The sequence below is a fragment of the Mesotoga prima MesG1.Ag.4.2 genome (assembly GCF_000147715.2).
GTDB lineage: Bacteria > Thermotogota > Thermotogae > Petrotogales > Kosmotogaceae > Mesotoga > Mesotoga prima.
Window position 1 is genome coordinate 767,763 of the sequence record NC_017934.1, and the last position, 13,003, is coordinate 780,765.

Genomic DNA, 13,003 nt, shown 5'->3' on the forward strand with positions numbered 1-13,003 from the left:
ACCACCAAATAGCATGCTATAATTTCGATGAACTGGAGGTGTCGTGTGAAGGCTGTAATTTCTTTGCTGATAGTATTTCTGATGAGCTCTTTAGGTCTAGCTTCGTTAATTATAGATGGAATTCACTATTCGGGGTTCGGCTCTGAAGATAAACTGGTATATGATGGAATCAATGTGGCTTATGTATTAAGCCAGACAGGGAAGAATTCTCTTGAGCTGGGAGGCAATTTCTCCTTTGTTTCTCCAGTTTCATCAGAGGATTTCTACATAAATGGTCACTTCAATACATTGCTCAAGCTCTTTGCCGGTCAAGCATATGATTTGACAGAGGAGTCGGCTGTCGGACTAAGAGTTGTTTCAAGAGCGGGTCTGATAACAACTAACGTTGATAAGTTTGGTATTTTCTTCTCGATTACTCCCATTGCATACGTTCGGGTCGGATTTCTCTCCTTCGGAGCAGCAGTCGGCCTGGAACTGGAGAAGTTCTTCGGAATGGAAACACTTCCAGTTTTTCACGCAGGTGGTGAGATTAGTTACCGCTTCTAGCGGAGGTGGACATGAGAGAGTTAGCTATTGTGAAGGAGCTTAAGGGAGATGTCGTGCTCCTTGAAAAAGCTCGTACAGAGGCCTGTTCTACTTGCGGATCAAGGAGCAGTTGCAGTATTTCTTCGAGCGACAAAAAGATTACGATAAGGGCTTTGCATAACGGTGTGGAGGTTAATCCAGGTGACACCGTTGAGATTGAGATGAGCAACATGAGTGCTACTAGAGTATCCATGATAGTTTACGGTATTCCGTTGGCAGTCTTTCTCGTTACTTTGATAGTAATGAATATGGTCTTGAAGTCTGAAGGATTGGCTCTTGTAGTTGCCTTTGCTTCTATTGCCGTTGTCTATGCCTTAATCGCACTCTACGATAGAAAGAACAGAGAGAAACTGATGCCAAAGATTGTCAGAAAGGTGGAACTGCCCGATGGATTCATTGTTCGATGATTCGATCCGGCTGCTGGAATTCGATTCAGTTCTTGCTGACATCGCTCAGAAGGCAACTTCCAAATACGGCAAAGAGAGAGTGAAATCTCTGCGACCTAAGGCTGAGGACGCAGAAATTCTATACACAAGGTCTAGTGAGTTTAACGAAATACTTCTTAGGGAAGGGGAACCGCCTTTCACGGTTTTTCACGATCTCAGCGACTATATTACAAAAGTGAAACGCGGATTCAGCCTTGGTGGCGAAGAGCTTTTCCGAAGCGCCGTGACTATGGATAACGTTTGCCGTTTAAGAGAGTTCTTCGATCGGGTCTCTCCAGATTTCCCCGCAGTTTATGAGGTTGCCGCTCTTCTATCCTGCGAACGTGGTTTTATAGGTGAGGTAAGAAAGAAGATTTCTGAGGATGGTCAGATCAAGGATAATGCTTCTCCTTTACTAAAAGAAATCAGGAACGAACTGAAAAACCTTAACAGAAACCTCAGGGGAAGACTTGATTCAATAATGAACAGATACAAAGATAGCTTAACTGATAGTCTTATTTTGACCAGAGAAGGCCGCTATGTCTTGCCGCTTTCGGCGAGCAAGAAGAATGAGCATCAAGGTGTTATTCATGGTGCCTCCGGTAGCGGTGCGACGGTATATTTCGAGCCTCAGGAGCTTATCACTCTAAATGATTCTATGAGGATTCTGTTATCCAGGGAAGAGGAGGAAATCAGAAGGATACTGAGAGAATTGACGACTCTTTTCTTTAGCACATTTGAAAGGCTTGAGCCTTCGCTTGAGGCACTTGGCGTTCTTGACGGTCTTTACGCAGCATGTAGATACTCAAAGAGTCGACGGGGTGTCTTCATAGAGCCGTCCCCTTCAAGACATTTTCTTCTTAAAGATGCGAGACATCCGTTGATCGATGATGAAGTGGTGGTACCGATCACCTTCACCATGGAAGAAGGGGTTAACGGTGTTTTTATTACCGGACCGAATACTGGAGGAAAGACTGTTGCAATGAAGACGATAGGTCTTTCGGTCCTCTTGATGCTATGCGGTCTTCCTGTTCTTGCAGATGGGTTGTCGAAGATTCCACTCTTTAGTAGACTATTCGCCGATATTGGAGACGAGCAATCGATTGAGCAGAGTTTGAGTACATTTTCATCACACATATCCAGAATAATCAGAATAATTAGAAACGCCGATGAAAATTCGCTGGTTTTGCTCGATGAGTTGGGTGCAGGTACCGATCCCGTTGAGGGATCGGCTCTATCAATAGCAATCATTGAAAGACTTCTGGAGAGATCCAGGCTGATCCTTACCACTCACTTGACCCCAATCAAGCTTTATGCAATGGAGCGTCCCGATGTTGTTAATGCCAGTGTTGAATTCGATATATCCACTCTTAAACCTACTTATCGTTTATTAATGGGTATTCCCGGTTCTTCAAATGCTCTTGAAGTCTCGAGCAGGCTTGGCCTCCCACAAGAAATAGTTGATAGAGCCCGCTCCTATATCGATAGTGAAGCTAGAGATCTCGAAGCTGTAATTGGAAAGCTCCATAGAGAGAGATCTTTACTGGAAGAGGAAAGAAGAGATCTCGGCAAAACTAAAAGAGAACTAGAAGGAAGGACAAAGGAGTTCGAAGAAAAATTATCGATGATAAAGGAGAAGAGATACAGAGAAGTAAGTAAGGAAATCGATGAACTGGAAAAAAAGCTGGAATCGATCATTAAGGATGTTGAGATGGCTATAAGCCTTTCAAGGGCTCCCGGTGAAAGAGAGAAAGTTGAAGCTGTGAAGAGACTTAACAACCTAAGAAGAGAGGTCAGGAATTTTGGGGCATCTTATCCAGAAAAAACCGATTCTCAGATTCCGGAAGTTGGCGACAAAGTTAAGCTTCTGGAAAGCGGAGCTGAAGGGATCGTTAGCGAAATAGATGGTGACAGGGTAGTGATAGATTCGGGTAAGATTACCCTGAAAGTTCCGTTATCACGTGTCCGATTGGTCGGAAAACCGGTAGTCGAATCAGAAATGTCTTCGTTTGAATTAGATAGTGGAAACTCGAGCCAGGAGATAGATATTCGAGGCAATATCACTGAGGATGTTCCAATTCTCATTGATGATTTTCTTCAGATGCTAAAAGCCAGCGGGAAGAAACAAGGCTACATAATTCATGGGAAAGGGACGGGCAAACTTGCCGAAGGTGTCTGGGCTTACCTTAGGCGTTCAAAAGAGGTGAAGAGTTTCAGGATCGGAACACCCTCAGAAGGCGGAAGCGGTGTGACAGTTGTGGAGGTTTGAACCTGAATATTAGAACAGGAATCGACATAGTAGAAATCTCTCGTATGACTGAATCTATAGCACAAAGAATTCTCGGTAAAGATGAAAAAGTTATCTATGATTCTCTAGGCGGAGAACGGAGGAGAATGGAGTTTGCCGCCGGTCGTTTTGCGGCTAAAGAAGCCTTTGTAAAGGCTCTTGGTAGAAAAGACATCGAATTCTCCAAGATTCAGTTTCTCACTGATGAAGGAGGGAGACCGATTCCGTCCGATGAACTGAAGCAATTGATAAAGAACTCTGACCTTACAGTAAGCATATCCCATGAACGAGAGTACGCGGTCTCGATTGTTATTCTTTTCGGGAGGGATCAAAATGATAACGTTTGAAGAAGCTAGAAAGCGAATCGACGAGTTGAGAAAGGAAATAGATTATCATGCTTACAGGTATTACGTTTTGGACGATCCCGAAATCCCTGATTCCGAATACGATAACCTTCTTAGAACACTCATTGATCTTGAAGAGCAGTACCCTGAGCTTAAAACGCCTGATTCGCCAAGCATTAGAGTTGGTTTGAAACCCGTTGCTTCTTTCAAGGAAGTAGTTCATGAATATAGACTGTTTTCTCTCGATAACACATACTCGGAAGAGGAAGTGCTTCAGTTTGACAGAAGAGTAAGGGAAGAGCTCCAAATCGAGATAGTACGCTATATGTGCGAGTTGAAGATCGACGGCCTTTCAATCTCAGTGAAGTACGATAATGGCCTTCTTGTAAGAGGTGCTACAAGAGGAAATGGCTTCGTCGGAGAGGATGTCACCGAGAATATCAGGGCTATTAAATCTATTCCCTTGCGTCTCAGGCAAGATCTTTCAGTTGAAGTGAGGGGTGAAGTCTATCTTCCAAAGGATGTATTTTACGAGATCAACAGAGCTCGTTCGAAAGGTGAACTTCAGGTCTTTGCCAATCCTCGGAATGCGGCGGCTGGAACTCTGAGACAACTCGATCCCAGAGAGGTCGCGAAGAGACGATTAAATGCCTTCTTTTATCATGTCGTTGAGCCATCAAAGCTTCAACTGAAAAGTCAGAACGAACAGCTCCAATTCTTGAAGAGTATCGGCATGAGAGTTGAGCCAAACAGTGAATTAGCTGAAGGTACAGATGGTGTGATAGCGTTTTGGAAGAAATGGTCGGAGTCGAAATCTAGTCTCAATTACGCAGTAGACGGCACGGTAGTAAAAGTTGACGATCTCTATGCTCAGGAGGAATTAGGATACACGACAAAAGCACCTAGATGGGCTATAGCGTTCAAATTCCCTGCCGAGCAGGCTATGACAAAGTTGATCAAGGTTACCTTCGGAGTTGGCAGGACTGGAACGATAACACCGGTTGCTGAGCTCGAACCAGTTCAACTTGCAGGTACTACTGTAAAGAGAGCAAGCATGCACAACTTCGATTTTATTAGTGAGAAGGACATAAGACTCTTTGACATAGTAATAGTCCAAAAAGCTGGAGAGATCATCCCGCAAATCGTTAGAAGTATTCCGGAAAAGAGGACGGGTAAAGAAAAAAGGATAACCCCGCCTTCTAGATGTCCTGTTTGTGGCGGAGAAGTGGGGAGAGAGAAAGAAGAGGATGTTGCTTTGAAGTGCCTGAATCCCACCTGCCCAGCGAAATTAAGCAGAAGAATACAGTTCTTCTGTTCCAGGGATGCGATGGATATCGAGGGACTGGGCGAGAAACTGGTCGAGCGAATTGTTGAGGCGGGCCTTGTGAAAAACCCATCGGATCTCTATAAGCTTAACAAGGATGATCTTCTTAGTCTAGGAGAGGGCATTGGTGAGAAGACGGCAAGCAATCTGATTGAAGCCATCCAGAAGAGCAGGAGCAATCCCCTCTTCAAGCTGATAACCGGCCTGGGTATTCCAGGAGTGGGATCAAAGACATCAAAAGATCTTGCGAACTACTTTGGCAGTCTTCGTGGACTTGTCTCTGCAGACGAAAAGGAACTGCGAAACGTTTCAGGCATCGGTGAGCAGCTGGCCAAAGATATCAAAAGGTACTTCTCTTCTCCGGAAGTCAAAAAAGAGGTCGAGGAGCTATTGAAATACGTTAACATTAAGGACGAAGATTCACCTGGGTCAAAACCGTTGAAGGGAATGAAGTTTGTGGTTACGGGAACGCTTCCGGGATACTCTAGAAAGGAAATACAGGAGAAGATTATCAAACTTGGTGGAGAAGTTGCTTCGTCGGTCTCAAAGAATACCGATTTCTTGCTCTTGGGTGAAAATCCCGGTTCAAAAGAACAGAAGGCGCGCGACCTCGGAATCAAGATCATTGATGAAAGAGATTTCGAGGAGATGATAAAATCCTAATGCGTTATTTCGACAACAATGCCACTACCAAAATGGAAAGTGATCTCGCAGAGAGATTCGCAAAACTGTGCGTCGAAGAGTATGCTAATCCGAATTCCATGCACTCTTTTGGGCTAAGAGAGGCTCGGTACCTCGAGGAAGCACGCCGAAAGATTGCCCGCTCGCTTTCTTCAGATCCTAGGGAAATCTATTTCACTTCTTGCGCAACGGAAAGCATTAACTGGATTCTAAGATCCAGCGTTCTTTTCAAAGGAAGAAGGAAGAGAATCGTTACTACATCGATCGAACACAAAGCAGTTCTGAATACTTTGAAAGACTTAAAAGCAAGCTCAGACATTGATTATAGAACGGTCGGACCCGAGAGAAACGGAATTGTCAAAGTTGCAAAGCTTCTCGACGAGGTTGACGAGGAGACTTTTCTTGTCTCCTTGATGGCAGTAAATAACGTAACCGGCGCTATTCAGCCCTATGAGGAGATTGGCGAAGAGCTTAGGAGACGAAACGTCCTCTTTCATCTGGATGCCGTTCAAACGATTGGGAAGATCCCTATTGATTTCGTTAGCTGCTTCTGTGACTATGCCTCTTTTTCTGCGCACAAGTTTCATGGCCCTAAAGGTGTCGGAGTCACTTATGTTAGGCAGGGAACGCCCATTAGACCATTAATTACCGGTGGCGGTCAGGAGAGGGGAATGCGTTCGGGAACACAGAACGTCCCCGGTGCAGTTATAGCCGCTACAGCCTTGCAGCGAGCCGTTGAGTGCACACAAGAGTCATCTTCCAGGTTGAGAGAGTATCAGCATAGGATAAAAGAAACCGTTGAGGAACTAGATGGAGTTGTGAATACACCGGAAAATTCTATATCCAATACAGTCAACGCTTCTTTCGCAGGAATCAGATCCGAGGTTCTGGTTAATGCGCTTTCTGAAGAAGGTGTCTTTGTTGGTACTTCTTCGGCATGTTCTTCTAGAGGAGATGGAGGCCAGTACGTTCTCGATTCTATGGGACTTGATTTCTCACTTGCCTCCAGTTCAATTAGGATCAGCATGTCACGGTTCACGACCGAGGAAGATGTGGCGTTTCTGATAGAAAAACTGAAGAAAACGGTTCCTCTTTTGAAATTTTAGCCACAAACGGTTATAATTGACTGTAGTTTGACCTAAACGCCTTTGAGGTGATAATAATTGCTCAGAAGCATGACCGGATTTGCGAGGGTCGAGAAGACCGTTCGCGAAGTAAATGTATTTGTTGAGTTGAAGACAGTCAATTCAAAGTACTTGAACGTGGATGTGAACATAGGAGATGCTTTCTCTGAGCTTGAAATGAATGTTACCAGGGTTATTAAAGAGAATCTCAAGCGGGGAACTGTAAGGGCGAGAATCGATATTTCTCTGGTCAACAGTGATGATCTTCTTCAACCAGATTTCGGAATAGCCTCCTCTGTCTATAACTCCTTGAAATCAATAAAAGAGCGCTTTGAGCTTGCGGGGGACGTGACTGTTGATTCAATGGCGAGGTTCAAAGAAATTATGCGAAGCAAGCCATCGGAAGATCTCGCGAAGAAAATCTGGAGTGTAATTGAAGAACTCCTAATGGAGGCAATTAGTGTCCTCAACAGTGATCGAGAAAGAGAAGGTGAGAATCTCGCCTCAGCATTGAATGAATACCTGTGCGAGCTCGAGTCCATTGGAAGGGAACTGCAGGATAGTTCTAAGGATATGGTTCTCTATTATCGTGACTTTCTGAAGAAGAAGGTAGAGCAGATTTCTGATAGTCAGCTCGACGATAACAGACTGGAGCAAGAGGTGGCGCTCCTTGCAGAAAGGGCAGATATTTCTGAGGAAATTGTAAGGCTTATCTCACACATTGAATCATTTAGAGAAGTCATGGCTTCTGAGAAGGAAAGCGGTGTGCAGCTCGATTTCATCTGTCAGGAAATGCATCGTGAACTCTCGACAATTGCTTCAAAGTCAAAGAAGCTGGCCATAACAAATCTCTCAGTTGAAGGAAGGACGCTAGTAAATAAGATTAGGGAGCAAGTTCAGAACATAGAGTAGGAGGTGTTTCACTTGTACGGACTCATTAACGTCGGGTTCGGGAATGTTATCATCGGAGACAGAGTCATTGCGATAGTGAACCCCGAATCGGCGCCACTGAAGAGGTTGAAGGAAGTTGCGAAGGACGAAGGAAAACTGATTGATGCTACATATGGAAGAAAGACCAGAGCGATTGTAATAACTGATAGCAATCACATAATACTTTCTGCGATTCAGCCCGAGACAATTGCTTCCAGATTTATGCAGACTTTCAGCGATATCGAGAAGCTTCTGGAAGATATCAGAGTTTCTGGACAGAATTTCGAAGAATGAAAGGTATAGTCTTTGTGATGAGCGGTCCTTCAGGGGCCGGAAAAACCTCGATACTCAGAGAAGTACTCCGATCCAACAATAATCTCGACTTTTCAGTTTCTTATGCTACGAGGGAAAGACGGCCTGAGGAAGTTCAGGGAAAGGATTATTTTTTTGTCACTCCGGAGGAATTCAAACGACTTCAGAAAGAAGATGAGTTTTTAGAATGGGCAAAAGTCCATGGGAATTATTATGGGACCTCTAGACATCAGGTCAGCAAGAGCGTAGATTTGGGCAGAGATATTCTGCTTGATGTGGACATTCAGGGGGCCATGTCATTAATGAGCAAACTCCGAGACGCCGTCTATATATTTGTCGCACCGCCATCTTACGAAGAGCTGATCAGTCGCCTTCAGTCAAGGGGAACAGAAGACACTCAATCTCTAAGAACAAGGCTCGAAGATGCAAAATGGGAACTTGAACAGGTGAAGAACTTTCAGTATCTCGTTATTAATGATAATTTAAAGCATTCGGTAAGTCAATTTGAAGCAATCATCACCGCCGAAAGGTTGCGTGTTGATAGAATGGTCAGAGAAAAGGGAGAAAGATTCTTGTTTGAGGAGAAAACATATGATAATTAATTACGATTTGCTTCTTAAGAGAATAAGGCACAAGTACGCTATTCCAGTAGCCGCTGCCAAGAGGGCGGAGGATCTGGAGGACTTCGGTAGACCGAAGCTTGATCCTTCTACTGTAAGGGCTGCCGGGGATAAGATCACGATAGCCCTGAAGGAACTTGAAGAAGGCTACATTAGAATAAGAAATGAAGAAATGCTAATGATTCTCGTCCCGAAGGTTAAGTAAACTATTAGTAGCGTGGACTCGCTTCGCAGATAAAGAGATTCTTTATTTGAGTTGTTGACAGGGATAAAGTGATTAGATATAATAGGTATCGTGCGTCGGGCCAACGTAGCTCAATCGGAAGAGCGGCTGATTTGTAATCAGCAGGTTGGGGGTTCAAGTCCCTTCGTTGGCTCCATAGGTTAACTATCGGTGGTAAGGTGCCCGAGTGGTCAAAGGGGGCGGACTGTAAATCCGCTGGCGGAACGCCTTCGGTGGTTCAAACCCACCCCTTACCACCATTAATTTTGCTACTGTTGAGGTGCATGCAATGGCAAAGAAAACAAAGGGAAATAAGGTCCTTGTAACATTGAAGTGTTCCGAGTGTGGTACTAGAAACTATTACAGGTTCAAGAACCGCCAAAAAAAGTACAAATTGGACTCGAGTAAATACTGCCCAAAGTGCAGGAAACATACCGAGCACAAAGAATCCAAGTAAGGTTGAGTCGGCTCAACTGAGTCAGGAGGAATCCCATGGCCAAGGCAAAGTTTTGGAAGTTCCTTTCCGAAGTGAAGAACGAAGTTAAGAAGGTGACATGGCCTAATAGGGAGCAGATGATCTCTTCTACCGGTGCCGTGCTCGTCATACTGATTGCAGTAGGTGCATTTTTAGCACTTCTAGATGTTCTCTTCACTAATGCGATCGGATCACTTTTGAATTTTTTGACAGGCGCCGCTTAATGCTGTTCGATGTTGGTGATTAATTGTGCGAAAGAAATGGTTCATAATTCAAACATACTCAGGCCTTGAAAACTCTATCAGAGAGGCAATTCAGATTAAGATAGAGTCTTTCGGTTTTTCGCACATGTTTGGTAAAATCCTAGTTCCAGAGGAGACGAAGCTTGATAGAACGAATGTCGCGGCAGAAAAATACATAGTTCCCGCAAACGCAAGGCTTCTCGTTAAGGACAATGAAGATGTGGCCAAGGGGGATCCCGTCGCCGAAGAAGTTGAGATAAAGGTCAAGAATGATGGTACAGTCGCTGAAGTCAAGAATTATCGCGTGATATTCATTGAAACTGCCGACAGGCGTTACACAAAGACTTACTACATTCCTGAGAGCGCAAAGATAGAGACCGGGATTAAGGCGGGCGCAAGAATAAGGCAAGGGATGCCTCTGGCAAAGCAGGGTGAATATTTCTGTGAGCTTGACGGAAAGATCGTCTATACGCAGAAGATGAAACGGATTGTTGTCGACAAAGAGAACGGAGAAGAAGACGTCTATCTCGTTCATCCGGATAGCTATGACGCCAAAGTCGCAAAGAAAGGCAACCATGTGAAGCGTGGTCAGATGTTTGGCGAGACGAGGAGAATATTCTCTAAGACGGAAGGTAGAGTAGAGATCTCCGACCTTCCAGGACGCAAAGAGATCAAGATCTTCAAAATAACCAGGACAAGGCTTTATCCCGGATATGTTTTTATTGAAATGATAATGAACGAGGAAACATGGAATCTCGTCAAGAATACTCCGAACGTAGTCAATTTTGTTTCAGTTGGCGGTCAACCCGTTCAACTTAAGGAAAAGGAAATCAAGGCTCTTCTTAGATTGGTTGGCATTGAAGAGTATGAAGAACACATGGGCGGGCCGGTAAAGATTGAAGTCGAATTTGACGTTGGCGAAGTTGTAAGGATAAACTCTGGCCCATTTGAAGATTTCGTTGGAAAGGTAACGGATCTAGATCCGGACAGACAGGAACTTAAGGTTGTTGTCAGCATATTTGGAAGAGAAACACCGGTTATTCTCAGTTTATCTGAGGTAGAAAAGATTGTTTGATTCTGAGAAAGAGTGGGAGGGCTAAGCCCGTTGACCACAAGGAGGTAGGCAAATATGGCTAAGAAAGTGATAGCCCAAATCAAGCTCCAGCTTGAAGCGGGAAAGGCTACACCGGCACCTCCTGTTGGACCGGCTCTCGGTCAGCATGGAGTGAATATTATGGGTTTCTGTAAGCAGTTCAATGCGGAAACATCCGACAAGGCCGGTATGGTGCTTCCAGTAATTATCTCTGTCTACGCAGACAGATCCTTCAGTTTCATCCTCAAGACCCCGCCAGCAAGCTTCTTGCTACTCAGGGCTGCGGGTATTCAGAAAGGCTCGGGAGTCCCCAATCGAGACAAAGTAGGTAAGATTACCCGTGCTCAGCTTGAGGAAATTGCTAAGATTAAGATGCCCGATCTCAATGCCAGAACAGTCGATGCCGCTGCAAAGATAATTGCAGGTACAGCCCGTAATATGGGCATCGAAATAATAGGTTGAGGGGGGATCTGAATGCCGGTTAGATCAAAGAGGTACATTCAGGCAAGAAAGTCCGTTGATAGAAACGTTAGTTATTCAGTGGACGAGAGCATAGATTTACTGAAAAACTTTCCACCGACGAAATTCGACGAGACAGTCGAGATGCATTTGAAGTTGAGCATCGACCCCGCAAAATCTGATCAGCAGGTTAGGGGAACGATTGCATTGCCAAATGGCACCGGGAAAGACGTCAGGGTTTTGGTCTTCGCTAGGGGGGAACAGGCTGAGACTGCAAAACGGTGTGGTGCGGATTTTGTAGGATCAGATGATCTTGTTCAGCAGATTCAAGGTGGTTGGACTGATTTTGATGTTGCAATAGCAACTCCGGACATGATGAGAGATATTGGAAAACTTGGAAAAGTCCTAGGGCCACGCGGACTAATGCCGTCACCCAAGGCTGGAACAGTGACCGCTGACGTTGAAGATGCCGTTAAGGGTTTCAAGGCGGGAAGATTAGAAGTGAAGAACGACAAGACTGGAAATCTTCATCTTCCCATAGGGAAGAAGTCTTTTGACAAGGAAAAACTGCGCGAGAACTTCGTCTCTGCACTCAATCAGATTATGAAGATGAAACCGGCTGGTTCCAAGGGGAGATTTGTGCAGAGGGTATTCCTGACCACAACGATGGGTGCAGGTATAAAAGTCGATTTTGCAAGAGAAACCGAGAAATAACTAGTCTAAACTGAGATATATTTTCAATGCCAGAGACAGTAGGTATTTAAGAGCGTAAGCCACCTACCGAGGCGTGTAGAAGATCTGCCCTTCTGCGGCCTCGTTTTGGGGCCGCTTTTCTGAAAGGAGGTGCGAAAGTGCTAACAAGAGAGAGAAAAGAAGAAATCGTCGAGAGTCTTACAAAAGCTTACAAGGATTCATCATTGATTCTATTCGCGGACTATAAAGGCATGAAAGTAGAGAACATAACTACTTTTAGAGACAAGCTCTATGAAAACTACAAAGAGAGAGCTCAGTTCACGATAAAAAAGAATACGCTGGTAAGACTCGCTCTTAACAAGGCCGGATTCGAAGAAAGCGAATGGAAGGACTCGATAAGCGGTACAACGGCAGTGCTAACTGTTGAGGATGTAGATCCTATCGCGGCCCTAAAGATAATCACCGACTTCAATAAGAATAACAAGACTCTTCCGCTAATAAAGGCTGGATATCTTGAAGGAAGATTCTTCACAGGTGACCGGGCTTCAGACCTCGCAAAGCTGCCGTCTCGAGAGCAGTTGATCGCCATGGTCGTAGGCGGATTTGCTGCCCCAATTACCGGTTTTGTCTATACTCTGAATGGAGTGCTAACAAAGTTCCTGTATGCTTTGAATGCGATAAAGGATAAAAAAGCTGAATGATTCACGCGGAGGTGTGGTAAGATGACAAAGGAAGAACTTATAAGCGCAATAAAAGAAATGACAGTGGCAGAACTTTCAGATCTTGTTAAAGCCCTTGAAGAGGAATTTGGAGTGAGCGCGGCGGCTCCAGTTGCAGTTGCGGCAGCTCCTGCAAATGGTGGGGCGGCAGCAGAGGAAGAAGAAGAGCAGACAGAATTCAAGGTAGTTTTGAAGTCTTTTGGTGCAAAGAAGATCGATGTTATCAAGGTAGTAAGATCAATAACTGGACTCGGACTCAAGGAGGCCAAGGATCTTGTGGAAAAGGCTGGAACACCGGAGGGTGTTGTAAAGGAAAACCTTCCAAAGGCGGAGGCAGAAGAATTGAAGAAGCAACTCGAAGAAGCTGGCGCCGAAGTCGAACTGAAGTAATTGAGCAATTGTCTGGTTACATATTGTCTGTATAATAAATATACCCACATCAGGGAGACGCTCTGATGTGGGTTTGG

The 13,003-nt window shown here is 44.7% G+C and carries 17 protein-coding genes, 2 tRNA genes and 1 other annotated feature; all 19 genes read left to right on the forward strand.

Features of this window, described 5'->3' with window-relative positions; genetic code table 11:
* Window positions 1-45: 45 nt before the first annotated feature.
* The gene (locus tag THEBA_RS03720) at window positions 46-546 is read left to right on the forward strand and encodes a hypothetical protein (protein WP_014730496.1); all 501 of its coding nucleotides are present in this window, start codon (window positions 46-48) and stop codon (window positions 544-546) included.
* Between the two features lie 11 nt (window positions 547-557).
* Window positions 558-992, forward strand: a complete 435-nt coding sequence (locus THEBA_RS03725) for a SoxR reducing system RseC family protein (protein WP_014730497.1) — start codon at window positions 558-560, stop codon at window positions 990-992.
* Complete coding sequence (locus tag THEBA_RS03730) at window positions 973-3,279, forward strand: endonuclease MutS2 (protein WP_014730498.1); 2,307 nt, start codon at window positions 973-975, stop codon at window positions 3,277-3,279. The genes THEBA_RS03725 and THEBA_RS03730 overlap by 20 nt, the downstream gene beginning before the upstream one ends.
* Window positions 3,276-3,644, forward strand: coding sequence for a holo-ACP synthase (gene acpS, locus THEBA_RS03735; protein ID WP_014730499.1), 369 nt, complete (start codon window positions 3,276-3,278; stop codon window positions 3,642-3,644). The genes THEBA_RS03730 and acpS overlap by 4 nt, the downstream gene beginning before the upstream one ends.
* Window positions 3,631-5,628, forward strand: a complete 1,998-nt coding sequence (gene ligA / locus THEBA_RS03740; protein WP_014730500.1) for an NAD-dependent DNA ligase LigA — start codon at window positions 3,631-3,633, stop codon at window positions 5,626-5,628. The genes acpS and ligA overlap by 14 nt, the downstream gene beginning before the upstream one ends.
* Window positions 5,628-6,752 (forward strand): cysteine desulfurase family protein, encoded by a 1,125-nt coding sequence (locus tag THEBA_RS03745; protein WP_014730501.1) that lies wholly within the window; start codon window positions 5,628-5,630, stop codon window positions 6,750-6,752. The genes ligA and THEBA_RS03745 overlap by 1 nt, the downstream gene beginning before the upstream one ends.
* Before the next feature lie 57 nt (window positions 6,753-6,809).
* The gene (locus THEBA_RS03750) at window positions 6,810-7,682 is read left to right on the forward strand and encodes a YicC/YloC family endoribonuclease (RefSeq protein ID WP_014730502.1); all 873 of its coding nucleotides are present in this window, start codon (window positions 6,810-6,812) and stop codon (window positions 7,680-7,682) included.
* A gap of 12 nt (window positions 7,683-7,694) precedes the next feature.
* Complete coding sequence (locus THEBA_RS03755) at window positions 7,695-7,994, forward strand: DUF370 domain-containing protein (RefSeq protein WP_014730503.1); 300 nt, start codon at window positions 7,695-7,697, stop codon at window positions 7,992-7,994.
* On the forward strand, window positions 7,991-8,614 hold the full coding sequence (gene gmk / locus THEBA_RS03760; protein WP_014730504.1) for a guanylate kinase: 624 nt from the start codon (window positions 7,991-7,993) through the stop codon (window positions 8,612-8,614). Before THEBA_RS03755 ends, gmk begins: the two co-directional genes overlap by 4 nt.
* Window positions 8,604-8,837: a DNA-directed RNA polymerase subunit omega gene (locus THEBA_RS03765; RefSeq protein ID WP_006492408.1), complete on the forward strand. Its 234-nt coding sequence runs from the start codon at window positions 8,604-8,606 to the stop codon at window positions 8,835-8,837. The genes gmk and THEBA_RS03765 overlap by 11 nt, the downstream gene beginning before the upstream one ends.
* 99 nt (window positions 8,838-8,936) lie before the next feature.
* Window positions 8,937-9,012 (forward strand) — tRNA-Thr (locus THEBA_RS03770).
* Between the two features lie 16 nt (window positions 9,013-9,028).
* Window positions 9,029-9,115, forward strand: a tRNA-Tyr gene (locus tag THEBA_RS03775).
* A gap of 29 nt (window positions 9,116-9,144) precedes the next feature.
* Entirely contained in the window at window positions 9,145-9,312 is a 168-nt protein-coding gene (gene rpmG, locus THEBA_RS13965) for a 50S ribosomal protein L33 (RefSeq protein WP_014730505.1), read from the forward strand.
* 35 nt (window positions 9,313-9,347) lie between these two features.
* Window positions 9,348-9,554 carry a preprotein translocase subunit SecE gene (gene secE, locus THEBA_RS03780; protein ID WP_006492410.1) on the forward strand — a complete coding sequence of 69 codons (207 nt, stop codon included), beginning with the start codon at window positions 9,348-9,350 and terminating at the stop codon, window positions 9,552-9,554.
* Window positions 9,555-9,579: 25 nt separating this feature from the next.
* The gene (nusG, locus tag THEBA_RS03785; RefSeq protein WP_014730506.1) at window positions 9,580-10,647 is read left to right on the forward strand and encodes a transcription termination/antitermination protein NusG; all 1,068 of its coding nucleotides are present in this window, start codon (window positions 9,580-9,582) and stop codon (window positions 10,645-10,647) included.
* A gap of 54 nt (window positions 10,648-10,701) precedes the next feature.
* Window positions 10,702-11,127: a 50S ribosomal protein L11 gene (gene rplK / locus THEBA_RS03790; RefSeq protein WP_014730507.1), complete on the forward strand. Its 426-nt coding sequence runs from the start codon at window positions 10,702-10,704 to the stop codon at window positions 11,125-11,127.
* 12 nt (window positions 11,128-11,139) lie between these two features.
* Window positions 11,140-11,838, forward strand: coding sequence for a 50S ribosomal protein L1 (rplA, locus tag THEBA_RS03795; protein ID WP_014730508.1), 699 nt, complete (start codon window positions 11,140-11,142; stop codon window positions 11,836-11,838).
* A gap of 11 nt (window positions 11,839-11,849) precedes the next feature.
* Window positions 11,850-11,968, forward strand: a sequence feature (ribosomal protein L10 leader region).
* A gap of 7 nt (window positions 11,969-11,975) precedes the next feature.
* A complete protein-coding gene (rplJ, locus tag THEBA_RS03800; RefSeq protein WP_006492414.1) occupies window positions 11,976-12,518 on the forward strand; it encodes a 50S ribosomal protein L10 in 543 nt (180 codons plus the stop codon).
* 21 nt (window positions 12,519-12,539) lie between these two features.
* The gene (gene rplL, locus THEBA_RS03805) at window positions 12,540-12,926 is read left to right on the forward strand and encodes a 50S ribosomal protein L7/L12 (protein WP_006492415.1); all 387 of its coding nucleotides are present in this window, start codon (window positions 12,540-12,542) and stop codon (window positions 12,924-12,926) included.
* The last annotated feature ends 77 nt before the right edge of the window (window positions 12,927-13,003 follow it).

Excerpts from the sequence above, each read along its gene's own strand:
- THEBA_RS03725 (WP_014730497.1), top strand. The coding sequence starts at position 558 with ATGAGAGAGTTAGCTATTGTGAAGGAGCTTAAGGGAGATGTCGTGCTC.
- THEBA_RS03730 (WP_014730498.1), top strand. The coding sequence starts at position 973 with ATGGATTCATTGTTCGATGATTCGATCCGGCTGCTGGAATTCGATTCA.
- ligA (WP_014730500.1), top strand. The coding sequence starts at position 3,631 with ATGATAACGTTTGAAGAAGCTAGAAAGCGAATCGACGAGTTGAGAAAG.
- THEBA_RS03745 (WP_014730501.1), top strand. The coding sequence starts at position 5,628 with ATGCGTTATTTCGACAACAATGCCACTACCAAAATGGAAAGTGATCTC.
- gmk (WP_014730504.1), top strand. The coding sequence starts at position 7,991 with ATGAAAGGTATAGTCTTTGTGATGAGCGGTCCTTCAGGGGCCGGAAAA.
- THEBA_RS03765 (WP_006492408.1), top strand. The coding sequence starts at position 8,604 with ATGATAATTAATTACGATTTGCTTCTTAAGAGAATAAGGCACAAGTAC.
- rpmG (WP_014730505.1), top strand. The coding sequence starts at position 9,145 with ATGGCAAAGAAAACAAAGGGAAATAAGGTCCTTGTAACATTGAAGTGT.
- secE (WP_006492410.1), top strand. The coding sequence starts at position 9,348 with ATGGCCAAGGCAAAGTTTTGGAAGTTCCTTTCCGAAGTGAAGAACGAA.
- rplK (WP_014730507.1), top strand. The coding sequence starts at position 10,702 with ATGGCTAAGAAAGTGATAGCCCAAATCAAGCTCCAGCTTGAAGCGGGA.
- rplA (WP_014730508.1), top strand. The coding sequence starts at position 11,140 with ATGCCGGTTAGATCAAAGAGGTACATTCAGGCAAGAAAGTCCGTTGAT.
- rplL (WP_006492415.1), top strand. The coding sequence starts at position 12,540 with ATGACAAAGGAAGAACTTATAAGCGCAATAAAAGAAATGACAGTGGCA.